We start from the raw sequence: 23,404 nt of genomic DNA, 5'->3' as shown, positions 1-23,404 counted from the left end.
GATGACGCGCATCACGAGCGTATCGCTCCGACGCATCCTCGACTCCCGCGGGAACCCGACCGTCGAGGCGGACGTGCTGACGCAGTCGGGCGGCTTCGGACGCGCCGCGGCACCGAGCGGAGCCAGCACGGGCGAGTACGAGGCCATCGAACTGCCGCCGAGCGAGGCGATCGCCGCCGCGCGGGAGCACGCGCTCCCCCGACTCGTCGGCGAGGCCCACGCCGGGAATCAGCGCGAGGTCGACGCCGCGCTCCGCGCGGCCGACGGCACCGAGAACTTCTCGGAGATCGGCGCGAACAGCGCCGTCGCCGTCTCGATGGCGGCCGCGAAGGCCGGCGCCGACGTCCTCGGCGCGCCGCTGTATCAGCATCTGGGCGGGACGTTCCGCGGCGACTCGTTCCCGACGCCGCTCGGCAACGTCGTCGGCGGCGGCGAGCACGCGAAGGAGGCGACGCACATCCAGGAGTTCCTCGCCGCGCCGGTCGGCGCGCCGAGCGTCTCCGAGGCCGTCTTCGCGAACGCCGCGGTCCACGCGCGCATCTCCGAACTGCTCGACGACCGCGGGGTTCCCGCGGCGAAGGGCGACGAGGGCGCGTGGGCGCCGCCGATCTCGGACGCCGAGGCGTTCGAGGTCGTCGACGAGGCCGTCACGGACGTCGCGGACGACCTCGGCTTCGAGATCAAGTTCGGCCTCGATATGGCCGCCGCGGAGCTCTACGACGCCGACGAGGACGGCTACGTCTACGGCGACGACGTCAAATCGACCGCCGAACAGGTCGACTACGTCGCCGAGATGGTCGCCGAGTACGACCTCGTCTACGTCGAGGACCCCCTCGACGAGGACGACTACGAGGGCTTCGCCGCCCTCACCGAGCGCGTGGGCGAGCAGACGCTCATCTGCGGCGACGACCTCTTCGTGACGAACGTCGAGCGCCTGCAGGCGGGTATCGACGCCGACGCGGCCAACTCGATCCTGATCAAGCCGAACCAGATCGGCACGCTCTCGGACGCCTTCGACGCGATCGAACTGGCGACCGAGAACGGCTACGAGACGGTCATCTCGCACCGGTCTGGCGAGACCGAGGACACGACGATCGCACACCTCGCCGTCGCGACCGACGCCGGATTCATCAAGACCGGCACGGTCGGCGGCGAGCGAACCGCCAAACTCAACGAACTCATCCGCATCGCGGACGACGCAGTATGACAGACAAGGACAACGACGCGGTCGAAGTCGTCGACGACGAGTCCGACGCGGCCGAGGAGACGGCCGCAGACGACGTCGCGGAGACGACCGAGGCCGACGCCGAGACGACCGAACCGGTCGCCGAGGCCGCCGAAGACGAGGTCGCCGCCGACGAGGGCGCGGCCGCCGACGAGGCTGCCGAGGCCGAAACGACAGAACCGACGTTCGACGAGGACGTCATGCCCGACGAGGAGGCCGACCTCCTCATCCCCGTCGAGGATTACCTCTCCGCGGGGGTTCACATCGGGACCCAGCAGAAGACGAAGGACATGGAGCGGTTCATCCACCGCGTCCGCGACGACGGCCTGTACGTGCTGGACGTCAGCCAGACCGACTCGCGGATCCGGACGGCCGCCGACTTCCTCGCGAACTACGACCCCGAGCAGATCCTGGTCACGAGTTCGCGGCAGTACGGCCGCTTCCCGGCGACGAAGTTCGCCGACGCGGTCGGCGCGCGCGCCCGGACCGGTCGATTCATCCCGGGGACGCTGACGAACCCCGACTACGCCGGCTACATCGAGCCCGACGTGGTCGTCGTCACCGACCCGATCGGCGACGCACAGGCGGTCAAGGAGGCCATCACGGTCGGCATCCCGGTCATCGCGATGTGCGACTCGAACAACCAGACGAGCAACGTCGACCTCGTCGTTCCGACGAACAACAAGGGTCGACGCGCACTGTCGGTCGTCTACTGGCTGCTCGCCAACGAGACGCTCGACCGCCGCGGCAGCGACACCGTCTACGCCCTCGAGGACTTCGAGGACGAGATCTAACCGGTTTTCGGACGTTCGAGAGCCTTTTCGCGTTCCGCCTCGCGGGCCGTCATCACGCTCACCGCCAGCGGCGCCGCTCGGCGACGCGCGCCTCGAGAGGCAGAAGTCCACGGCGCCCGCGGGCGACCGCTCGGCCAGAAACCATTATTCGCGTCTGTCCCGTATCCGTGCGTATGCCGAAACTACTCGATCAACTCACCGTCGACGACCTAGCGGCGGCGATCGATTCTGGCGAGGACCTCACCGTCGTCGACACTCGGCCGGCCGAGAGCTTCGAGGCGTGGCACGTCCCCGGCGCGGTGAACGTCCCGTATCACCCCGTAGAGGGCCTCGGAAACGGCCGCGAGTGGAGCGACGTGGAATCGATCGTCGAGCGCGGACCCGTCGCGGTCATCTGCGGGAAGGGGCTCTCCTCGACGTCGTTCGGCTTCGAGCTGTCCGAGCGGGGCTACGACGTCAGCGTCGTGAAAGGCGGGATGGAAGACTGGAGCAAGCTCTACGACGTTGTCGAGGTCGAGACCGACGGCGACCTGTTCCTCGCGCAGGTGCAGCGCCGGGCGAAGGGCTGTCTCGGCTACGTCGTCGGCGACCGGAGCGAGCGGGAGGCGCTCGTCGTCGACGCGACGCGGCAGCACCACGAGTTCGAGCTCGTCGCGGCCGACGCGGGAATGGTGACCACAGGCGTCGTCGACACGCACGTCCACGCGGACCACCTCTCCGGCGGCCGCGAGCTGGCCGACCGGCTCTCGGTGCCCTACTACCTGAGTGCGGCCGCGGCGGACCGGGACGTCGGCTACGACTACCAGCCCGTCTCGGACGGCGAGACGCTGTCTGTCGGCGGATTCGACGTCGACGTCCTCGCCGCTCCGGGGCACACGACCGACCTCGTGAACCTGGTCGTCGACGGGCGGTACCTCCTCTCGGCGGACGCGCTGTTCGTCGAGTCCGTCGGCCGGACGGAACTGGAACTCGGCGAGGGCGGCGCGGCGCGCGGCGCTGAGATGCTCTATGAGACGCTGCACGACCGGTACGAGCCGCTCGCTGACGACGTGCTCGTCCTGCCCGGGCACGTCTCCGTCGACGCCGACGGGCGGTTCGGCGTCGGCGAGCCGGGCGCGCTCATCGCCGCGTCCCTAGGTGACCTCCGAGCGCAACTCGACCTGTTCGCGCTCGAGAAGCCGGCGTTCGTCGAGCGGATCACCGCCCGCGGGAACGAGAAGCCGCCGAACTACGAGGCGGTCATCGACGCGAACCGCGGTCGGCTCGCCCTCGAGGACGACGAGGCGACCGAGCTGGAGCTCGGACCGAACAACTGCGCGGTGTCGTAGCGGGCGCGTCTCGTTTTTCCGCTGGGCGAAACAAGGGGGTTCCGATCCCGCTCGAAACGTGAGTTTTCACCCCCGCTCGGAACAAGGGTTTTGCGCGCCGGTCCCCACGTTCCTGTATGAACCTCTACCGCAGCGTCCGCGCTATCGCGGGCGCGTCCGGCGACGAATCGGAGACCATCGACTGGTCGGCGGTCACGACGGCCGCGAAGGACTCCACCGACGCGGGGAGTCTCGATCTGACGCCCGCGGATCGGCAGGGTTACGCCGCGGACGTTCGCGCCGCCCGCGAGCGGCTTCGATCGGTCGGCGGCCTCGAGTTCGACGTCCCCCCGACGATCGAGGTGCAGAACCGCCACCACTGGATCGACGCGAACGTCGCGACGTTCCGCCGGGTGATGCGCCCCGTCGAATCGGAGGTCAACGTGCTCTTTCCGACGGTCACCCGCGTCCTCAACACCGGGTCGATGGCGCTCGTCCTCTCGTTTCTCGCCTCGCACGTCCTCGGACAGTACGACCCGTTGTTGCTGGCCGAAGCCGACGCCGACGACGCGGGCGGGGTCGACGGCGACGACCACAGTCTCTACTTCGTCCATCCGAACATCGTCGATGCCGCCGCGGCGCTCGACGTCGACGTCCCGCGGTTCCGCCGCTGGATCGCCTTCCACGAGGTCGCCCACGCCGCGGAGTTCGGGGCCGCGCCGTGGCTCTCCGAGCACCTGGAAGACCGGATGGAAGACGGGCTCGAAGCGCTCGCGGCCGGCGGCTTCGACCGCGAGGCGTTCCGCGACCTCGACGTGGCGATGACCGCCGTCGAGGGGTACGCCGAGATGCTGATGGACCGCGCGTTCGACGCCGAATACGCCGACCTGCGCGCGAAACTCGACGCGCGGCGGCGCGGTGGCAACCCCCTCACTCGCCTTATGCGTCGGCTGCTCGGACTCGGGCTGAAGCGCCGGCAGTACGAGCGCGGCGCGCGGTTCTTCGAGACGGTCGTCGACCGGCGCGGCGTCGAAGCCGCCGCCGCGGTGTGGGACCGACCGGCCAATCTCCCGACGAGGGCAGAACTGGACGATCCCGGGGCGTGGATCGACCGCGTCGATCCGTAGGGGTCTCGGCCTTTGACAGTCCCCGACTGCACCCAGCGATGGCCGACCGTCATACTCTTTCAGTCGGGGCGAGTACGGTCGGGCACGTATGCGCGTCAGAGACTGGCAGGACATCCTCGCGGACGTGACCGACGCCGACGTCGACCCCGACGGGTGGCGCGCCGTCGCCGGAGACAGGCGGAGCGGGCTCGGTGAAGACCTCTTCATCGGCCACCCGAACGCCGGCGTGTACGCCCTGAAGACGTACACGAAGAGTCCGATCGAACTCCGCGGCGTCGGGGCCCGGGTCGCCCGGCGGATTGACGACGACCTCGAGCCGCTCTTGCCGAACCGAGAGCGCGAGGCGCCCGGCCGCTTTGCCGTCCGGTCGCCCCCCGAGGACGAGGACCACGCCGAGACGATGGCCAAGCGCCTCGAGGAGACGGTGAAGGTCCACGCGGAGGCCCCGACGACCCCCGACGACTTCTTCGAGGACGTGATGGACGCGCTGGACAGCCCCGCGTTCGGGCCGATGGACTACGAGTTCGACGGTCGCCCCGACCGCCTCGAGGACCTCTCCGAGGAGTTCGCCGACGCCGACAAGCTGCTCTCGAAGGACCTCGACGAGCTGATCGAAGACGACGGCGTCGGCCGCGGGTTCCAGTGACTCCGCGCGCTTCGGGGGCGCATACGGCGAGACGGCCGCGGGCGCGCCCGCACGGTCGCCGCCGTCGCGGAGGGGTCTGAGTGGTCGGCCCGAGTCTCTCCGACGAGGAACGCGACGTCGCCAGCCGCCGGCTCAAGGTCGGATTCGTCGCCCTCGTGGGCGCCTCCGGCGCGCTCATCTCGGTTCAGGCGGGCGGCTCGGCGACGGTCGTCGCCGCCGGTCTCGTCGGCGGGCTCGCGCTCGGATACGTCCTCCTGTGGTTCCTGCTGCGCTGGTGGGCAGAGTTTCTGCCCGCGCCCGGAAGCGGTCGCTGACGCGCGCGGGAGCGACTCGTCCTCGCCCGTTCGGTGTCGATCGTCCGGGGCAGATTCCCGGGACCGATAGCGTCTTACCGCGCGACGCGCAGGTACGCCACGTGAAACTGCGCGGCCGCATCGTCGACGTGGGCGACGAGCGCGAGGTGGAGACGAAGTACGGCTCGCGGTCGCTCGCCGAGGTGACCGTCCGTCGAGGCGAGGCGGCGAGCGGCGGCGTCGCCGACGCGTCGAGCGGAGACGTCGCCGATGGGGCGAGCGGCGGCGTCGCCGGCGGCGACCACGCCGATGGCGATTCCGACGGGGGGGCGTCGGACGGGCCCGCGGGCGGCGCCGACGCCGTCACGCTCACGCTCTGGGGTAAGTGGACCCACACGGTCGAGCACGCCGAAGCCGGAATGGACCTGCTCGCGACCGACGTCGAGACGGACGTGTACCGCGGCGAGACGACCTACGCGACCACCGGCGACTCCTACGTAGTCCTCGAACCGGGCTTTCTCGTCGACGTGACCGACATCCGATCGTGGGTGCAGTGCCCGCGGATGTACTATCTGAACAAGCTATCGGGCATTCCCCTGAACTACCCCGTCGTCAAGGGGACGATCGTCCACGAGGTGTTCGGCGACCTGCTTCGCGACCGCGATCTGGAGGCGTCGATCGACGAGCGGGTCGAGGAGGCTGGCCTCGAACTGGGGCTGCTCGGCCGCGACGCTGCGGAGGTGCGCGACGAGGTGCGGCGCAACGCCGCCGCCATCGAGGGGTGGCTGGCGCAGGGAACGCTCACGGAGGAGGACGCCTGGCGCTCCGAATACACGCTCATCTCGCCGACGTTCGGGATCAAGGGCCGCGCCGACGCCCTGCGGCGGGGGATGCCGGTCGAACTGAAAACTGGGAAGAACACGAAGCGGGAGCCGCGCTTCCAGGACAAGATTCAGGCGGCCGCGTACGCGCTCGTGCTCGCAGAGCGGGGCGTCCCCGCGGACACCGGGACGCTTCTGTACACGAAGAACACCGCCCTCGAGCGGAACGAGGAGACGGGCGATCTCTCGCCCGCCAAGGAGTTCTCGATCGGCGACGGCCTGCTCCAGTTCATCGTCCGCACGCGCAACGAGATCGCCGCGATGGAGTTCGATTCGGCGGTCCCGACCGGTTACGAGGCCGACGCGCGCTGTGAGTACTGCTTCGAGCGCGACACGTGTATGGTCGTCTCGGGCCGCCTCGACCAGGAGTCGAAGGCGGGCAAGATCGGCGAGCCCGTCCCCGAGGAGGAGCGGACGTACTTCGAGCGGTTCTACCGGGCCATCGAAGCGGAGCGCCGGGAGGTCCACGCCGAGTACCGGAAGCTCTGGGAGCAGTCCGCCGCAGAGCGCGCCGAGGACGACCGGGCGCTGATCGGCCTCGAACCGGACGGGCGGACCGAACTCGACGACGGACGGTGGGAGATGCGGGCGCGAAAGCCCGGCAACGCCGTCTCGAAGCTCCGGGAGGGCGACGTCGCGCTCGCGAGCGACGGCGACCCGGTGTCAGGCCACGCCGAACTCTGCCGGATCGTCGAACTCGGCGAGAAGGTCGTCGTCACCGCCGACGAGCCCGTCAATCTCCACCGACTCGACGTCTACCCGTCCGAGATCGGCGTCGATCGGATGCTCACCGCGCTCCACGACTTCGTGCTGAAAGGCGACCCCGACCGAAAGGACGTGCTGTTCGGCCGACGAGACCCCGAGTTCGCGGACCGCTCCGCCGAGCGCGGCGGCGGGGACGGCGGCGGAACCCGGACCTACGTCGACAACAACGAGGCGCAGGACCGCGCGGTCCGACTCGCAGTCGACGCCGAGGACTTCGCGCTCGTCCACGGGCCACCCGGAACGGGGAAGACCTACACGATAGCGCAGACCGTTCGCGCGCTGGTCGACCGCGGCGAGCGCGTGCTGCTCTCGGCGTTCACGAATCGCGCCGTCGACAACGCCCTGGAAGCCGTCCGCGAGGCCGGCATCGGCGACGTCGTCCGGGTCGGGTCCGAGAACGGCGTGCGCGACGATATGCTCGACGTGCGACTCGAACAGGGCGGCGAGCCGAACGAGCGGGCGGCGGCGCTGCGCGACGCCTCGGTCGTCGCCGCCACCACCGCCGCCTGCGGGTCGCGCGTGATGCGCGAGCAGGCCTTCGACGTCGCGCTCGTCGACGAGGCCTCCCAGCTGACCGAGCCGGGAACGCTCGCGGCCGTCGGACTCGCCGAACGGTTCGTCCTCGTCGGCGACCACCAGCAGTTGCCTCCCGTGGTTAGAGCCGAGAACGACCTGCAGACGTCGCTCTTCGAGCGACTCATCGAGTCCCACCCCGAAGCCTCCGTTCTCCTCGACAGGCAGTACCGGATGTCCCAGCGCATCCAGGCGTTCTCCTCGACGGAGTTCTACGACGGCGCGCTCCGGCCGGCCAACGGCGCGGTCGCGTCCCAGCAGCTCTCAGATCTGGGCGTCGACGAGGACCGCCTGCCCTCGGAGCTCCGCGATCCCGTCGCGTTCGTCGACCCCGCCGGCGAGCGCGTCGGTAACACCAACCCCGCGGAGGCGGACCGCGTCGCCGGCGTGGTCGACGCGTACGTCGCTGCCGGGGTCGATCCCGACGACATCGGCGTCATCGCCCCGTTCCGCGCGCAGGTGGCAGAGATCGCCCGGCGAACGGACGTCACCGTCGACACGGTCGATCGCTTCCAAGGCTCCGCGAAGGAGGTGATCGCCGTCTCGTTCGTGGCGAGCGGGACGCTCGACGGGCCGATATTCGAGGACTACCGCCGCATCAACGTGGCGCTCACGCGGGCGAAGAAGGCGCTCGCGCTCGTCGGCGACGCCGATGCGCTCGTCTCTGACCCGTTCTACGAGCGGCTGCTGGCGTGGGCGCGGCGGTGACACCGAGAGGTCGGGGGTCGGGGCGTGACGGGGTCACTCTCCGCCGAGCGAGCGCTCGCCTTCGCGGTCGACCTCGCCCGGCCCGGTCCAGCCCTCGCCGTTGATCTCCGCCAGCACTCGCTCGTGGAAGTCACGTAGGGCCGCGCTCTCGTCTTCCGCGAGGACGACGTCGCTCGCGAGCAGCGTGGCGAGACCGAACGCCCGCGGGGTCGGCGACTCGACGCTGACGCTGACCACGTCGATCGCTCCGCCGTGGACTGCACTGAGGATCCTCTCGAGCGCCCCGAGGTTCAGTTTGTCCTCGATGAGCTCGCGGTAGGTCTCCTCGATCACCGCGAAGCCCTCGAGGTCCTCGGCGAACGAGAGCAACATCTCGGCGGAGACCTGCTGTTCGGCCGCCGACTTCTCATAGCCCTTGTACCGCTTCAGGATCATCAGCGCGCGGGTGGCGTCGATCCGGAAGTACCGCTTCAACAGGTCGGTCTCCGACAGCGCATCTCGGAGTTCCCCACGAACCGAATCGGGATCGAGATCGCGGACGACCGCCGCCACGTCGACCTTTCGGTTCAGCGGCATCGACAGCGAAAAGCCGTTGTCGGCGACGGCAATCTGCACGTTGGCGTTCGATCGGTCGGCGCACCGAGCGGCCACCAGTCTGGAGAGCCCGTCGTTGAACCGCCGGCCGTACGTCGAGTGGACGTAGAAGTGCCGGCGGTAGGTCTCGCGGTCGAGTTCCTCCTCGACGACGATCCGCTCGTCGGTGGCGACGCTCTCCGTCCCGGCGAACCGCCGCTGCTCGTCGAAGAGCCGGGTGATGGCGCGGACGGCGTTCTCGCCGATCGGGAACTCCCGGAGCCACTCGCGGACGGCGGGGCGGCCGCCGGCGTCGAGTCGGTCGAGGAGGTCGCCCTGGAAGTCCGCGATCTCGCGGCCGAGATCGTACGAGAGCGGGAGGCGCTCTGAGAACCACGACGGGACCGTCGCCCGCTGGGTCGTCGGATCGACGTACACCTTCGAGCCCCTGCGATAGCGGTACGCGAACCGCTGGCCGCCGAGCACGAACACGTCGCCCTTCTCCAAGGTGTCGAGGTAACCCTCATCGAGCGTGCCGACCCACTCGTCGTCGCCCCGAGTGTACACCTCGCAGGTGAACGAATCGGGGATGGTTCCGACGTTCGTCAGATAGATCACGCGGGCCAGTCGCCCCCGCTTGCCGAGGAGCGGTTCGCCGACCTCGAAGTCGCCGTGGTGGTGCTCGCCCGACGGGGGATCGTTCTCGTCGCGCCAGACCTTCGCGTAGACGTTCCGCTCTTCGAGCCCCTCGTAGTCGGCGGTGAGATACCGCAGCAGCGTCTCCCAGTCGTCGTCGCCGTAGTTCCGATAGGGGTACGCGCGCCGGAGCGTCCGCAGCACGTCGGCCTCGCGTCTGACGCCGTTGATCGCCATCCCGTAGACGTGCTGGGCGGCGACGTCGTGGGCGTTCTCGGGGACGAACACCCGATCGACGAACCCCGACTCCGCCTTCTGCAGCATCACCGCGCACTCGACGAGTTCGTCGCGGTCGAGCGCGATCACGCGCCCCTCGACGGTCTGTCCGAGGCTGTGGCCGGCGCGCCCGACCCGCTGGAGCAGCGAGGCGACCGACTTCGGCGAGCCCACCTGCACGACCAGATCGAGATGCGGCATATCGATCCCGAGCTCGAGGCTCGTCGAGGTCGTCACGACGTCGAGCGAGCCCGACTTGAGCCCCTCCTCGACCGCTTTGCGGCGCTCCTTCGAGAGGCTGCCGTGATGACAGCCCGTGTTCGACTCGTCGTAGCCGTCGAAGCGCTCCCGGAGGTTCTCGAGGACGCGCTCGGCACCCGAGCGCGTGTTCGTGAACACGAGCGTGTTCCGATGCGAGCGGACGAGTTCGTCGAGACGGTCGTAGAAACCGTCCTGCACCGCCTCGCGGGGCGTGTGTATCAGATCGTCGGTCGGACATTCGAGCCGGAGGTCGAAGTCGCGGACGAACCGCGTGTCGACGATCTCGCAGTCGCGCGGGCCGCCGCCGTCGTCGCAGTCGCGCGGGCCGCCACCGTCGTCGCAGTCGCCGGGCTCTGTCCGGCTTCCCCAAGGTTCGGACGAACCCTCTCGGCCGACGAGGAACTCCGCCATCGTCGACAGCGGCTCGACCGTCGCCGAACAGCCGATGCGGGTCGGAGAGGCGTCGACGAGGTCCTCGAGGCGCTCGAGCGAGACCGCGAGGTGCGTCCCACGTTTGCTCTCGGCGAGGCTGTGGATCTCGTCGACGACGACGTACGCCACGGACCGGAGCTTCTCTCTGAACTTCGGGGCGTTGAGCAGGATCGCGAGCGTCTCGGGCGTCGTGTTGAGAATGTGCGGCGTCTCCTCCAACATCCGCTGTCGCGCCGTCGAGTCGGTGTCGCCGTGGCGGATCGCGTGGCGGACCTCCACCGCCTCACCCCGCTGTCGCATCCGCGCTTCGATCCCCTCCAGCGGGACCGTCAGGTTGCGGTGGATGTCGTTGGCCAGCGACTTCAGCGGCGAGACGTACAGGCAGTAGACGGCGTTTTCGAGCCCGTTCTCGCGCTCGCTGCTGCGCCTAAACAGGTCGTTCAGAATGGCGGTAAAGGAGGCTAACGTCTTTCCCGATCCGGTCGGTGCACAGACGAGCGCGTTCTCGCCCTCGTCGACCAGCGGGATCGCCTCGCGCTGCGGCGGGGTGAAGAAGCCGCCGTTCTGTCCCACATAGCGGCCGAACTCGTCGACCCACCACTCGCGGACCGACGGTTCCAGTCGGTCGAGGACGTCGCCGTCTGCGATGTCGACGGTGTCGGGGTCGAAATCGACCGGACTCCGCGTCTCGATGTCGTCTGCGTCCCGGGATTCTCCGCTCGCCACGTCGCCGAGCGACTCGATAAGCAGTTCGCGCCCGCGCTTCGGCATCGTGGGGTGATTGGACCGCAGGGGTAAGTGGGTTCTGTCCGTGGCCGGCGACCGCGCGCCTATCCTGTCGCCGTCGCGGTCGCGTTGTCCCGTTGGACGACCCGGACGGACTCGTTACCGTAGACCTCGAGTGTCTCGATGACGGTCCCGTTCGCCGCGACGCGTTCGACGACGAGCGTCGGCGCGCGGGCGTCGCTCTCGCCGGAGCCGTCCGGTCGTGTGGTGACGTTCTGTCCCTCGAGGAAGGCGGTCACTTCCGGAGTCGTGGAGACTTCGTGGACGTCGCTCGACCGGGCGTCCACGAACGCCGTGTACGCGATTCCGCTGCTGTCGGTCGGAACTACCCTGACCTCCCAGTAGAGCCGTCCGTCGACGACGACCGGAATCGGCTCGGAGGGCGTGAACCGGTCCCAGTCTGTCGTCCGGGCGGCCTGTCTGACGTAGTCGGTGGCCTTTCGGGCCCCGAACAGGGAGTCGTCGGGGGCGTAGACCTCGTAGTCGCCGGTCCGGGCGTCGACCGTCCAGACTTCCTTCAGTCCCTGTGCCTGCCCGTACGGTTCGACGGCGACGACGTACTCCGGCCCGTCCTCGGAGAAGACGACGAACGGCTGGTCGTTGCCCTCGCCGGGGACCGGCGCGACCTCGACTTCGTCTTCGTGGCTGGTGAACGTGTTGACGATGCCGTTTCGGTACTTCGTCGCGGCGACCTTCTCTCGGGCGAGGTCGAACGGGTAGAGCTTCTGCTCCGTTAAGGCCGGGTGGCTGCGCGCTTCCTCGGGTGAGAGATCCTCGACCGTGCCGTCGTCGTCGATCAGCACTACGCCGCCCCAACTGGGCGTCGTATACGGCAGCGGGAGCCAGTGGAACTCCGGCTTCGTGTAGGGGACGGCGACGTGCTGTTCGTCCCCGTGGACGACCATAAACGGATCGCCGTAGTCGACCAGATAGTTGGCCTGCTTGAGCATCGCGAACCGGTAGTTGCTGTAGAAGGCCGGTCCGATCCCCTTCCGGAGGTCGCCGACGACCGTCTCGACTTCGGCGTTCTGCTCTGTCATATCGACCAGCACCGTGCCGTGCTGCTGTTTCGTGTAGTGGTTGAACGCGCCGTCGGGCGCGAGCGCATACGACCAGTAGGGCGTCCCGTTACGGACGGAAATATCGCCGCCCGCGACCCGGTACTGCGGGAAGTTGAGCGTGTTCGAGGCGTACCGCGAGGCGACGCTTTTCGGGACGACGCGCGGTTTCGTCGGGTCGGTCTCGCTCAGGCTCTCGGCCGTCGTCGCGCCCTCGATGGTGGCTTTGCCGATGTCTTCGCCGGCTAGCAGCCCAGTCGTGGCCGCGCCGACGAAGAGGAACATCACGAACACGCCGAACCCGACCTGTCCGCCGGCCAGGGACCCGACGTACCGCGTGAGGAGGGCGTAACTCCCGATGGCGACGACTACCGCGATCGGAACCACCGGCGTCGTGTAGACCCCGTAGACTGCGGCGTGAAGCCACGGCCGGAAGTACCAGGCGAGAACCGAGCACGTGAGCGCGGCGGCGAACGCAAGCCCGGCGAGTCGCTTCGGGTTCTGTGAGCGCATCCGGGCGAGCCGGCCCCACAGCGCGAGGAGGAGTTCGTCGAGGGAGGGCATCGTCGAAGCGTCGTGAGCGCACGCATATTACAGTGGCGTTCGAAATTCTACACGACCGCCCGCCGACGCGGGGACTGGCGGGTCCCGCGGGGAACTGTCGCGGTCAGCCTGTGCGGCGGTCCGGGTTCCGAACGCCTATCGGCCACCCGGCCGTAGCCATGGTATGCGTCTGACCTTCCTCGGAACCGGAAGCGCGATGCCCGTCCCCGACCGGGTTCAGACGGGACTCCTCCTCGAATCGGGCAGCCGGTCCCTGCTCGTCGACTGCGGAAGCGGCGTCCTCCACCGACTCGCGGGGACCGGCGTCGGCTACGAGGGCGTCTCGTCGGTCCTGCTCACGCACCACCACCTCGACCACGTCTCCGACCTGCTCCCGCTCTTGAAAGCGCGCTGGCTGGCCGGGGAGGAGCACCTCGAAGTCGTCGGCCCGACGGGCACGAAGGCGCTCGTCGACGGGCTGTTGGACGTCTACGACTACCTCGACGGTCGCGTCGATCTGAGCGTCCGCGAGGTCGGTCAAAACGACTTCTCGATCGCCGGGTTCGACGTCTCCGCGAGCGAGACGACCCACTCGATGGACTGCCTCGCGTACCGCTTTTCGGACGGCGACGCGGCGGGCGAGGTCGTCTTCTCGGGCGACGGCGAGGCGACAGAGAGCCTCGCGAACTTCGCCGACGGCGCGGCCGTCCTCGCGCACGACTGCTCCTTTCCCGACGACGTCGACGTCGCGAACCACCCGACGCCGTCGCGGCTCGGCGAGGCGCTCGCGGGGCACGACTACGGGTGCGTGTATCTCACGCACCTGTACCCCCACACCGAGGGCCGCCACGATTCGATGCTGGATTCGATCGGGGAGCGCTACGGCGGCGACGTCAGATTCGCCCGGGACGGACTCGCCGTCGAGGTCGAGTGAGCGATGCGACGACGTCAGGCTATCGCCGCGGTCGGCGCCGCGTTCGCTGCGGGGGCGAGCGCCGGCTGTCTCGGCCGCAGAGGGCTGCCGCTCGTCGGGTCCGACCCGCACCCACGTCGCCTCGCTATCTCGGACGTTGACGCGCTCTCTTCGGACGTCGCCTTCGAGATCGACGCCGAACTCCCGACGGCGACGGTCACGGACCGCCATCCGGCGACCCTCGCGCTCGCCGCGCGGAACACCGGCGACGAACGGGCGATCAGCGTCGGTACCGACCGCTGTCGACCGTTCAACCGCGGCAGCGGACGGAGCGAGAACGAGGGACTGTGGCTCTATCCGGCCCGCGACGAACCGTCCCCGCGCGTCGACGGGCGGTGGACGTACGACCCCGACGGCCCGATCGGATTCGCGTCCTACGGCTGTTCACTGCGCGACTGGGACGCTGGGGAATCACAGACGTACGTCTACGCCGTCTGGGCCGACCCGCTCACGGACGGGTACTACGAACCAGGAACGTACCGATGGACGCACCGAGTGCGTACCGCGCCGGCCGGGAGCGAGACGGATGTCGAGCCGACGGCGACCGCAACGTGGGGGCTGACGCTCGAAGTCGAAGACGCGTGAGGGCGACCGGGCGCGGCCGGGGAACGGCGTTCACTCCTCGGGCGGTTCGAGTTCGACGAGCGTCAGGTCTCGGTCGAGGTAGCAGAACTCGTGGGGGGGGTCGCCGCGGACCGTGGAGATCCGGTATTCGGTCTCGAAGTCCGCGCCCTCGGGGACGCAGTACTCGTGGCTCGGACACTCGGTGTGCGGGCACGGACCCGGGAGGTTCACCTTACTCCCGGCGTATGCGCCCTTCGAGGCGACGTTGGCGGCGATCGCCGCGGGCTCGACCTCCACCGCGCGCACGCCGGTGTCGTGGACCGCGCAGTCGAGGAGCTGCCCGCTCTCGCGGACGCCGGTCACCTCGTAGCGGACGCCCTCGGTGAGATTCAGACACTGCTTTCGGTAGGGGCAGCCCTCGCACGCCGTCGACTCGCCCTCGTAGACGAACTCCGTCCCCGGGGTCGCGAGTCGATCCCCGATGAGCGTGACTTGGGACATCTACGCGTGGCTACTCGGCACTCGCTGTTAAGCCTGTGCGTCCACGCGTAGTGGGGGATCGCGCAGTACACGGCCGGCACCCGGTAGCGGAGAACACCTCGGGAGCCCCCGCGCTCGACTCCCGCGGTTCCTCACACACGCGGTCTTCCAACCCCACCGAGCGGCCTTGTCGGTCGCAATCGATCACCAGCGAGGGGTTCGGTCGTTGTCTGTGGCTGCGTAGTGCGTCGTCGACGCGTCGCTATTCGGCTCTGGGCGAACAGTCGGCACCCGCCCGCGACGACGCCCTCGCCACCGCCGTCGCTTTCGCCCCCCGCGTCGGCGTGCCGAGCAACCGCGACCCGACGTGGGGTGGTCGTTACGTCACGGCGGCGTTGGCCGCTCGTTCGCATATAAAGATTCGTCGGGAAAACCGATCGGTGAGTCCTCGACGACGAGAAGCGGCCGGTGAGTCGTCCGCTACGAGATCCGTTTCGCGCCCGTCCCTGCGCGATCGAGCGCCGCGAGCCGAACGTCGCTCCCGTCGATCGGAACGCCCGCGTACTCGTCGTCTTCGAGGAGGAGCGCGCCGTCGAGGTCGGCGTAATCGAGCAGGGGCGCGAGGTGGCAGGCGGCCGCGATGGAGGCGTTCGACTCGATCATACAGCCCAGCATCACCTCCAGCCCGTGGGCCCGCGCGGCGTGGATCATCCGCTTGGCCTCGGCGAGACCGCCCGTCTTCATCAGCTTCAGATTCACGATGTCGACCCGATCGGCGACCGCGGGGACGTCCGGGAGTCGCACGCAGGACTCGTCGGCCGCGATCGGGAGCGACGACCGCTCGTAGACGAACCGCAGCCCCTCGGGGTCGGTCGCCGGAACGGGCTGTTCGACGAACTCGACGCCGAACTCGCTGAGCCGCTCGGTCATCCGGACCGCCTGCCGCGGCGTCCACGCCTCGTTCGCGTCGACGCGGATCGCCGCGTCGGGCGCCTCCTCGCGGACGGCCGCGACGATCGCCTCGTCGCGGTCGGTCCCGAGTTTCACCTTCAGCACGTCGTATCCCTCGGCGACGGCCGCCTGCGTCTTCTCGCGCATCCGGTCGGTCGTGTCGAGACCGATCGTGAACGACGTCCTCGGCGCGGTCTCGGGGTCGAGACCCCACTGTCGATAGAGCGGGACGCCGAGTCGTTTGGCGGCGAGATCAGCGAGCGCGATGTCGACGGCCGCGTGCGCCGCCGGATTCCCCGCGACGACCGCGCGACGTTCCCGCTCGATCCGGTCGAGCGCGTGCGGGTCGCCGACGGATTCGACGACCGAGAGCAGATCGGGGAGCACCGCCTCGACGGTCGCCGCCGTCTCGCCGTAGTGGGGCGCGGGGGCGGCGGCACCGACGCCTGTGGACCCCGCCCCGTCGGTGATCCGGACGACGACGTTCTCCGCGACCCGCTGGGTGCCGCGCGCGATGGTGAACGCGTCAGCGAGCGGCAGCGAGACGCGCTCGAACTCCGTCGAGAGCATCGGTCACTCCGCTCCGAGGACCGCGTCGAGCACCGCGTCGGCGTCGAACCGCACGATGTCGGTCGCGGGCGCGCCGAGGTCGTCGGCGTAGTCGTCGACGGCGGCCCGCGCGTCTCCGTCGCCGTCGATCCCGGACGTGTTCAGCGCGCCGGCGACGATCTCGGCCTCGTGGACCGGCGCGGCCAACTGTTCGTAGAGGTCGACGTACTCCGAGATCGGCGGGAGCGAGAACGACTCGTAGCCGTGGATCGCCTCTTGGCCGGCGTTGTGACACAGCACCATCGAGTCCGGCATCGCGCCGTGGAGGATGCCGCAGGTGACCGCGGAGTACGCGGGGTGAACGATGCTCCCCTGCCCCTCGACGAACAGCACGTCGTAGTCGTCGCCGACCTCCAAGAGCATCTCCTCGACCGCGCCGGCGGTGAAGTCCGAGACGACGCGGTCGATCGGGTTCCCCCAGCCGGCGATCATAATTCCCGTCTGCCCGGTCGGGACGAACCCGGCGTCGATCCCGCGCTCGCGAGCGGCTTCGACGAGTTCGAGCGAGACGGTCATCTTCCCGACCGAGCAGTCGGTGCCGACCGTCAGCACCACGTCGGCGTCGATGTCGGCGCTGCGGCCGCCCGCGACGGTCAGGTCCTCCTTGGGCTTTCGCACGTCGCGGAGGGAGACGCCGTGATCCTCGGCGAGCGCCGCGAACTCCTCGTCCTCCGAGAGGAAGTAATGCAACCCCGCGACGACGTCGCAGCCGCGTTCGATCGCGGTGCGGACGTCCGGCCGCCAGGAGTCGTCGAAGCCCCCGCCGATCGGCGCGATGCCGACGAGCAGCGTATCCGCCTCGGGGGCGTCCGCCATCGAGGAGACGATCGGAACCTCGGGGAGGTCCGCTCGGTGGTCGGTCGTGACCGTGCCGGCGCGATCCCGGTCGAGAACGGCCACGACGTCGTAGTCAGCGTACTTGAGGACGCCCGTCGCCGTCTTCGCCCGCTCGGGGAACTTCTCGTGTGCGAGGACGACGACCCGCTCGTCGCCGCCGCGTCGGTGTTCGGTGGGCATACCTGTAACGACGGGAACCGGGGCTTTAACCGCCGTGATCCGACCGTTTCGAGCGCGTCGGGGCGGGCCGATCACTCGAATCGGTCGGTCTCGTCTCTGGCCGGTAAGCGCCCGCCCGGTGACGGCGCTCATCGGTACACGGTGAGAACAATCGGTATCACAGGATCGACAGCCTGACGGTCCAGAACTCGCGGACGGCCGAGCGGAGCGCGTCGGCCGGGTCGCCGGTGGCGTCGACGGCCGCGGTCCGGTCTGCGATATCGGTGAACTGCCCGAGGACCGTCCGCTCCCCGAGGACGACCAAGTCCGCGCCGGGCGAGATGGTCGACCCCTCGACGGCCGCCGGGCCGCCCCCGTCGCCCGCGTCGGCGCGCACCGCGGCTGGGCCGCGTTCGGCCGCCTCGACGTGCGTTAGGATGGCCTCTCGCGCCCGGTCGAGGTGTTCGTCCACCTGCTGGTCGCGTCGGCGCTCGAAGCGCGCCTGCGAGAAGCCGCCCTTCGAGTGTGCCCCCATCACGTCGGATTCGATGTCGTCGACGAGCGCGACCGACTCGCCGTCGTAGACGCCGAGCGCGAACAGGTCGGAGCGGACGAGCGCGACCCACGTCGGCTCGACGGGCGCGAACCACGACCGCTCCAGCCTGAACGACTCGCCCCACTCGGCGAACGGCGCGGGCGGCGTCGGCGGGGCGAGCGCGACCGCGACGAGACCGGCGTCGTCGACGCAGACGAGACACGGCGCGGTCCGCCGAACGAGCGCCGCACGATCGCCGAGCGCGTCGGAGACGGCGTCGGGAACGTCGTCGGTGACCATCGCGGTCAGCGCGCCCTCCGCGCCCGTCTCGAACGACGAAAGCCGAGCGAGGATCTCGTCTCGCCGCTCGCCGCCGAGCCGCGCTGTGCCCCTGAACGAGACGTCCGCGTCGTCGTCGACCGAGAGCCGCTCGACGCGCTCTTCGAGGCCCTCGATCCGGTCTTCGAGGCGGTTGATCTCGGCTTCTGCCTCCTGTCGCTTTCTCGCCGCCTCTGAGCGGCGCTCCTCTTCGGCCTCGGCCCGTCGTTCGAGGTGCCGTTTTTCCTCCTCGAGCTCCTCGATTCGGGCTTTGAGCTCCGCGCGTCCGAGCAACTCGTCGATCATACCTCCACGCGCGACCGCGGACCACTTATATGAACGGTTGTGCCGTCCGCCGGCGTGGTCGGCGTCGTTACGCGACGGCCTCGTCGTCGCCGAAGCGGTACCCGGAGTACCGGAGCAGTTCGGCGGCGCGGTCCGCGGTCGCCAGCAACACGTCCCGCTCGGCCGGGAGGTCGTCGTCGGAGGCGGCTTCGGGGATCGCGAGCGTCCCCGACGGGACCGCCTCGTCGCCGAGAACCGGGATGTGGCCGCTGTCGAGTTTCATCACGAGCGGCGCGTCGACGCGGAACACCCCGTCGTCGCCGTAGAGGCGCTCGTTCACCTGTTCGTGATCCGCCCGCTGGATCGCGGGGACGTCTCTGTCGGACGGTTCGACGTACAGTTTCCCCAGGTAGTAGCTCGCGGAGAACGTTTCGAACATACTGTGCGAGAGGATGTCACACACCCTCGGGGATAAGTCTTTTCGGAAACGTACAAGTCGAAGCGCAATCAGTTGGGACTGGCGTCGCTACTCGGGGTCCTCTGCGGCCGTCATCGCCCAGACGGCGGCGAGGCCCAACGCGGCGGCGGGCAGCAGCGGAAGCACGAGCAGCGAGGCGATGTAGGGGATGCCGATCGCCGAGAGGATTCCGGGCCGGACGTAGATGATTCCCGGGACCACGAGCGTACACACCGCGAGAACGGTGACGAGGACCCACCCGCGAACGCCGAGGTCGTCGGAGCCGCCCGCCGCGGTCCCATCGGCGGACGTCTCCGTCTCCGCCGCCGAGGGGGCGGAGACTCCCCCGTCGCCGCCCGGGCGGTGGACGTATCCCCCGTCGTCGTTCTCAGAGTTCACTGTCGGGGATGACCACTACTTTGCCAAAGCCCTCACGGTTCTCGATCATCTCGTGTGCGCGCGCCATCTGGCTCATCGGCAGCGTCGCGCGGACGCGCGGCTCGAAGACGCCCTGCCAGACGAGGTCGAGCACCTCCTCGGCCTGTCCCATCGTCGCCATCGTCGACCCGATCACCGACAGTTGCTTCCAGAAAATGCGCTTCAGGTCGGCATCGGGGTTCGGCCCGGTCGTCGCCCCGCAGGTGACGAGTCGACCGCCCTTTCGGAGGCTCTTCAGCGACCCCGCGTAGGTGGCGTCGCCGATGTGGTCGACGACGACGTCGACCCCCCGGCCGTCGGTCAGCTCGTCGATCTCCGCCGCGAAGTCGGCCTCCTCGTAGTTGATCCCGTGGTCCGCGCCGCACTCGACCGCGTAATCGAGCTTCTCCGACGACGACGCGGTGGCGTACACCTCACAGCCTGCGTAGTCGGCGATCTGAACCGCCGCGTGGCCGACCCCGCCGGACGCGCCGTGGACGAGGACGTGCTCGCCCGGCTTCACCTCGGCGCGGTGGACCAGCATCCGCCAAGCGGTCCCGAAGACGAGTCCGGCCGAGCCGGCGACTTCCCAGTCGACGTGGTCCGGGACCGGAACGAGATTCGACGCCGGGACCGCCGCGTACTCCGCGTGGACGCCGGGGGTGTTCTCGCCGATAATCGCGAACCCGGGCGAGAGCGTCAGGTCGTCCCGCCGGGGGAACTCCGCGTCACCGGCATCGGCGGCGTCTCCGGTTATCTCGGCCGCCGCCTCGCCCGAGAGTGCCGCGAATACCGCCACCCGGTCACCCGGCTGAACGCGCGTCACGTCTTCGCCGACTTCTTCGACCACGCCGGCCATATCGCTTCCCGGCACGTGCGGGAACCGGAGGTCGAGCCCGGGGAGGCCGCGGCGCGTCCAGACGTCGAGGTGGTTCAGCGCCGCTGCTTTCACGTCCACGAGCACCTCGTTGCGACCGATCTCCGGATCCGGGAACTCGCCGTACTCGATCACGTCGCGATCCCCGTGGGACGAAAGTTGAACGGCTTTCATATCCGCTTCTCGATCGGTGAGTACAAAAGTTCGGTCCCTACGTCGGGCCGCCACCGTTCGCAGCTGTCGGGCCTCGACAACCCGTTCGGTTGAAGTAGCTCAACGAACAATGACTCTCACAACGAATGAGCGAGGACTTCTACGACGTGCTCGGTGTCTCGCGAGACGCCACCGAGGACGAGATCAAGCAGGCCTACAGAAAGAAGGCCACCGAGTATCACCCGGACGTCTCCGACGAACCCGACGCCGAGGAGAAGTTCAAGCAGGTCAAGAAGGCGAAAGAGGTCCTCACTGACGACGAGAAGCGCCAGATGTACGACCAGCTCGGGCACGAGCGCTTCGAGCAGGCCGAAAAGCGCGGGGGCGTCGGCGGCGGTGCCGGCGGCCGCGGACAGGGCAACCCCTTCGGCGGAATGGGCGGCGGCGGGCAGGGCAGCCCGTTCGAGGACATCTTCAGCCAGTTCTTCGGCGGCGGCGGACAGGGCGGCAGACAGCAGCGGAACCGCCCGAGACAGGGACAGAACCTCCGCACACAGGTCGCGTTGGACCTCGAAGAGGTCTACGAGGGCGTCGAAAAGCAGTTCACGGTCACCCGTCCGGAGCAGTGCACCACGTGCAACGGCCGCGGCCACCCCGCGGACGCCGACGTGAGCACCTGCCCGGAGTGCAACGGGCAAGGGCAGACGACGTCCGTCCGCGACACGCCGCTCGGTCGCGTCCAACAGACCCGGACGTGCCCGCGCTGTGAGGGGACCGGCGAGACCTACAGCGAGACCTGCTCGACCTGCCGCGGCGACGGCATCACTCGCGAGGAGGCGACGCTCTCTGTCGACATCCCCGCGGGGATCCGCGACGGACAGACGCTCCGGATGGAGGGCGAGGGCGCGCCCGGCGAGAACGGCGGCCCGAACGGCGATCTGCTCATCGACGTCGCGGTCCGCGACCACGAGGCGTTCGAGCGCGACGGCGACGACCTCTATCACCGCCATCCGATCTCGTTCCCGAAGGCGGTCTTCGGCGCGACCGTCGAGGTGCCGACCGTCGACGGGACGACCGAACTGGACGTCCCCGCGGGCACCCAAAGCGGCGAGGAGTTCCGCGTCCGCGGCGAGGGGATGCCGCACCTCCGCGGTCGCGGCCGCGGCGACCTGTACGTCCAAGTACAGGTCGTGACGCCCGAGAGCCTCAACGAGGAGCAAAAGGAGGCGCTCGAAGCCTTCGCGGAGGCCGGCGGCGAGGACGTCGACGTGAGCGAGGGCTTCTTCGAGAAGATCAAGAACTCCCACCTTTTTTAACCGGGGCCTCGCGCCGACTTCGTCGGCGCTCGACCCCGGCCAAAAAACCTGGTGGGAAAAAAGCCGCGAGTGCTGGTGAGCCGACAGATCGGTTTTATCGAAAAGCGAATGGCCACCCGCTTCGGTCTCTGACCGCGATGTGGACCTGCGCGATCACGCCGAGAAGCGGGAGTTCCAGCAGCGGCCCAATGACCAGCGCCAGCGGGATGAGCGGCTCGTTGGGGAATGCGACGACCGCGATCGCGAGAGCTGTCGGAGAGTTCCGAGAGAGGATCGTGTTGTTGAAACAGACCAGCTCCCTGTAGGAGAACGAGAGCACTCGGCCGACGCCGAACCCGACACCGAGGTTGATCGCGTAGAAGACGATCACGGGGACGGCAAGGAGAGCGAGCAGTCCAGGCGAATCGAGGATAACCCTTCCCTGTGAGGCGAACATCGCACCGATAGCGAGACTCAAAAAACCGATTTGAAGCGGGCTCAACTTCGGAAGGAACCGCCGATTGAACCACTGGTGACCCATCTGACGAGTCAGTACCCATCGAGCGGTCCCGCCGAGAACGAGCGGAACGACGAGGACGAGAACGACGCTTTCGACCAGTAGCTCCACCGGTAACGCGACCAGCTCTCCCGCGAAGACGTACAGGTAGAGCGGAAGAAGCATCAACTGGAGAACGAGGTTGTAGGGGAGAATCGCGGTTGCCAACGGCACGTCGCCGCCCGCAATGTCGGTGAAGATGAGATACCAATCGGTACACGGCGTCACCAAGAGCATAATGAGTCCGACCCACAGGGCAGGGTGATCTCGGAGGAAGACCGCACCGAGTGCCACCGCCAACAGCGGACTCCAGACGAAATTGACCAGAAGACTCGCCCCCACCACCCGACGGTTTCGGAACGCCGAACGGAGTTGGGAGAGTGGAATTCCGGCGAACGCGGCAAACATCATTACCATCAAAAACGGGAGGATAAGGAGATCTGCGACGGGTGAAACGCCAGACAACTGCCCGAGTGCGAGGCCGACGAGAACCGCGAGAAGAACGAAGACAGTTTGGTACGTCTCCGCGAAACCCATCCTGTCTCTCAGTAGTGAGCCGTCGGCTAAGACTGTGGTGATCCGACCGGGGAACCGGCCGCGCCCCGTGTTCGCCCGGTCGCGGGCGGCACTTCGGGCAGCGCAGCAGGAGCGCGCACCAGAGCGCGGTGAACCCTCACTTTGACGTGCCTCTCGACCGTACGGTCCCCGTATGGCATACACGACATCGAACTACGCCGATGGCGACGAGAAGGCCCCCGGAATGTACTTCCTCCGCGACGCGCTCGACTGCGAGAACCTCGGGTTCACCGTGATCGAGGCCGAGGAGGGGTGGACCGGCATGGAGCACGACCACGAGGATCGCGACCACGAGGAGGTGTACTACCTCGCCGAGGGCGCGGCGACGCTCGAGGTCGACGGCGACGAAATCGCGATGGACGCCGGCGACGCCGTCCGCGTCGCGCCCGAATCGAGCCGTCTGCTCCACGCCGAGGAGCCGAGCACGCTCGTCGTCGCCGGCGCGCCCTGATTGCGGGGCGGCGTCTTCCTGAGGGTC

Annotated in this window: 21 protein-coding genes; 11 read left to right on the top strand and 10 right to left on the bottom strand. The window is 68.8% G+C overall.

The window, feature by feature from the left end; translation table 11 throughout:
• The first annotated feature begins 1 nt into the window (after nucleotide 1).
• The 7 genes from eno (at nucleotide 2) to ACT3HL_RS05095 (ending at nucleotide 8,319) form a co-directional block, all read left to right on the top strand.
• The gene (gene eno, locus ACT3HL_RS05125; protein ID WP_445085732.1) at nucleotides 2-1,207 is read left to right on the top strand and encodes a phosphopyruvate hydratase; all 1,206 of its coding nucleotides are present in this window, start codon (nucleotides 2-4) and stop codon (nucleotides 1,205-1,207) included.
• Nucleotides 1,204-2,019 (top strand): 30S ribosomal protein S2, encoded by an 816-nt coding sequence (gene rpsB / locus ACT3HL_RS05120; protein WP_445085731.1) that lies wholly within the window; start codon nucleotides 1,204-1,206, stop codon nucleotides 2,017-2,019. Before eno ends, rpsB begins: the two co-directional genes overlap by 4 nt.
• A gap of 173 nt (nucleotides 2,020-2,192) precedes the next feature.
• Nucleotides 2,193-3,347, top strand: a complete 1,155-nt coding sequence (locus ACT3HL_RS05115; protein ID WP_445085730.1) for a rhodanese-like domain-containing protein — start codon at nucleotides 2,193-2,195, stop codon at nucleotides 3,345-3,347.
• Nucleotides 3,348-3,463: 116 nt separating this feature from the next.
• Complete coding sequence (locus tag ACT3HL_RS05110) at nucleotides 3,464-4,453, top strand: zinc-dependent metalloprotease (RefSeq protein ID WP_445085729.1); 990 nt, start codon at nucleotides 3,464-3,466, stop codon at nucleotides 4,451-4,453.
• An 88-nt stretch (nucleotides 4,454-4,541) separates the two neighbouring features.
• Nucleotides 4,542-5,099 carry a hypothetical protein gene (locus tag ACT3HL_RS05105; protein WP_445085728.1) on the top strand — a complete coding sequence of 186 codons (558 nt, stop codon included), beginning with the start codon at nucleotides 4,542-4,544 and terminating at the stop codon, nucleotides 5,097-5,099.
• A gap of 80 nt (nucleotides 5,100-5,179) precedes the next feature.
• Nucleotides 5,180-5,413: a hypothetical protein gene (locus tag ACT3HL_RS05100; protein ID WP_445085727.1), complete on the top strand. Its 234-nt coding sequence runs from the start codon at nucleotides 5,180-5,182 to the stop codon at nucleotides 5,411-5,413.
• Between the two features lie 101 nt (nucleotides 5,414-5,514).
• Nucleotides 5,515-8,319, top strand: a complete 2,805-nt coding sequence (locus ACT3HL_RS05095; protein WP_445085726.1) for an AAA domain-containing protein — start codon at nucleotides 5,515-5,517, stop codon at nucleotides 8,317-8,319.
• A gap of 33 nt (nucleotides 8,320-8,352) precedes the next feature.
• Here the strand turns inward: ACT3HL_RS05095 and ACT3HL_RS05090 are convergent, their stop codons facing one another.
• The gene (locus ACT3HL_RS05090; protein ID WP_445085725.1) at nucleotides 8,353-11,268 is read right to left on the bottom strand and encodes an ATP-dependent helicase; all 2,916 of its coding nucleotides are present in this window, start codon (nucleotides 11,266-11,268) and stop codon (nucleotides 8,353-8,355) included.
• Between the two features lie 59 nt (nucleotides 11,269-11,327).
• The gene (locus ACT3HL_RS05085) at nucleotides 11,328-12,905 is read right to left on the bottom strand and encodes an ABC transporter permease (RefSeq protein WP_445085724.1); all 1,578 of its coding nucleotides are present in this window, start codon (nucleotides 12,903-12,905) and stop codon (nucleotides 11,328-11,330) included.
• A 163-nt stretch (nucleotides 12,906-13,068) separates the two neighbouring features.
• Here ACT3HL_RS05085 and ACT3HL_RS05080 point away from each other — a divergent pair, with 163 nt between their 5' ends.
• Both ACT3HL_RS05080 and ACT3HL_RS05075 read left to right on the top strand, forming a co-directional pair.
• Complete coding sequence (locus ACT3HL_RS05080; protein WP_445085723.1) at nucleotides 13,069-13,818, top strand: MBL fold metallo-hydrolase; 750 nt, start codon at nucleotides 13,069-13,071, stop codon at nucleotides 13,816-13,818.
• A gap of 3 nt (nucleotides 13,819-13,821) precedes the next feature.
• Nucleotides 13,822-14,442, top strand: a complete 621-nt coding sequence (locus tag ACT3HL_RS05075; protein WP_445085722.1) for a hypothetical protein — start codon at nucleotides 13,822-13,824, stop codon at nucleotides 14,440-14,442.
• A 30-nt stretch (nucleotides 14,443-14,472) separates the two neighbouring features.
• Here ACT3HL_RS05075 and ACT3HL_RS05070 read toward each other — a convergent pair whose 3' ends face one another.
• The 7 genes from ACT3HL_RS05070 to ACT3HL_RS05040 all read right to left on the bottom strand — a co-directional run bounded on the left by ACT3HL_RS05070 (nucleotide 14,473) and on the right by ACT3HL_RS05040 (nucleotide 20,520).
• A complete protein-coding gene (locus tag ACT3HL_RS05070) occupies nucleotides 14,473-14,922 on the bottom strand; it encodes a UPF0179 family protein (RefSeq protein WP_445085721.1) in 450 nt (149 codons plus the stop codon).
• Nucleotides 14,923-15,381: 459 nt separating this feature from the next.
• Entirely contained in the window at nucleotides 15,382-16,422 is a 1,041-nt protein-coding gene (locus tag ACT3HL_RS05065; protein ID WP_445085720.1) for an enolase C-terminal domain-like protein, read from the bottom strand.
• 3 nt (nucleotides 16,423-16,425) lie between these two features.
• The gene (locus ACT3HL_RS05060; RefSeq protein ID WP_445085719.1) at nucleotides 16,426-17,478 is read right to left on the bottom strand and encodes a DUF1611 domain-containing protein; all 1,053 of its coding nucleotides are present in this window, start codon (nucleotides 17,476-17,478) and stop codon (nucleotides 16,426-16,428) included.
• Nucleotides 17,479-17,635: 157 nt separating this feature from the next.
• On the bottom strand, nucleotides 17,636-18,616 hold the full coding sequence (locus tag ACT3HL_RS05055; RefSeq protein ID WP_445085718.1) for a Vms1/Ankzf1 family peptidyl-tRNA hydrolase: 981 nt from the start codon (nucleotides 18,614-18,616) through the stop codon (nucleotides 17,636-17,638).
• A 67-nt stretch (nucleotides 18,617-18,683) separates the two neighbouring features.
• The gene (locus ACT3HL_RS05050; RefSeq protein WP_445085717.1) at nucleotides 18,684-19,034 is read right to left on the bottom strand and encodes a DUF5802 family protein; all 351 of its coding nucleotides are present in this window, start codon (nucleotides 19,032-19,034) and stop codon (nucleotides 18,684-18,686) included.
• 87 nt (nucleotides 19,035-19,121) lie between these two features.
• Nucleotides 19,122-19,451 carry a hypothetical protein gene (locus ACT3HL_RS05045; protein ID WP_445085716.1) on the bottom strand — a complete coding sequence of 110 codons (330 nt, stop codon included), beginning with the start codon at nucleotides 19,449-19,451 and terminating at the stop codon, nucleotides 19,122-19,124.
• Complete coding sequence (locus ACT3HL_RS05040) at nucleotides 19,441-20,520, bottom strand: zinc-binding dehydrogenase (protein WP_445085715.1); 1,080 nt, start codon at nucleotides 20,518-20,520, stop codon at nucleotides 19,441-19,443. The genes ACT3HL_RS05045 and ACT3HL_RS05040 overlap by 11 nt, the downstream gene beginning before the upstream one ends.
• A 125-nt stretch (nucleotides 20,521-20,645) precedes the next feature.
• Between ACT3HL_RS05040 and dnaJ the strand changes: the two genes are divergently transcribed.
• Nucleotides 20,646-21,815, top strand: coding sequence for a molecular chaperone DnaJ (dnaJ, locus tag ACT3HL_RS05035; protein WP_445085714.1), 1,170 nt, complete (start codon nucleotides 20,646-20,648; stop codon nucleotides 21,813-21,815).
• 94 nt (nucleotides 21,816-21,909) lie between these two features.
• Here dnaJ and ACT3HL_RS05030 read toward each other — a convergent pair whose 3' ends face one another.
• Nucleotides 21,910-22,887 carry an arsenic resistance protein gene (locus tag ACT3HL_RS05030; protein ID WP_445085713.1) on the bottom strand — a complete coding sequence of 326 codons (978 nt, stop codon included), beginning with the start codon at nucleotides 22,885-22,887 and terminating at the stop codon, nucleotides 21,910-21,912.
• A gap of 172 nt (nucleotides 22,888-23,059) precedes the next feature.
• Between ACT3HL_RS05030 and ACT3HL_RS05025 the strand changes: the two genes are divergently transcribed.
• The gene (locus tag ACT3HL_RS05025) at nucleotides 23,060-23,377 is read left to right on the top strand and encodes a cupin domain-containing protein (RefSeq protein ID WP_445085712.1); all 318 of its coding nucleotides are present in this window, start codon (nucleotides 23,060-23,062) and stop codon (nucleotides 23,375-23,377) included.
• The last annotated feature ends 27 nt before the right edge of the window (nucleotides 23,378-23,404 follow it).

This window comes from Halobellus sp. GM3, from assembly GCF_052545375.1.
Note: the sequence above shows the minus strand (reverse complement) of the source record. Positions and strands in the feature narration are given on the sequence as shown.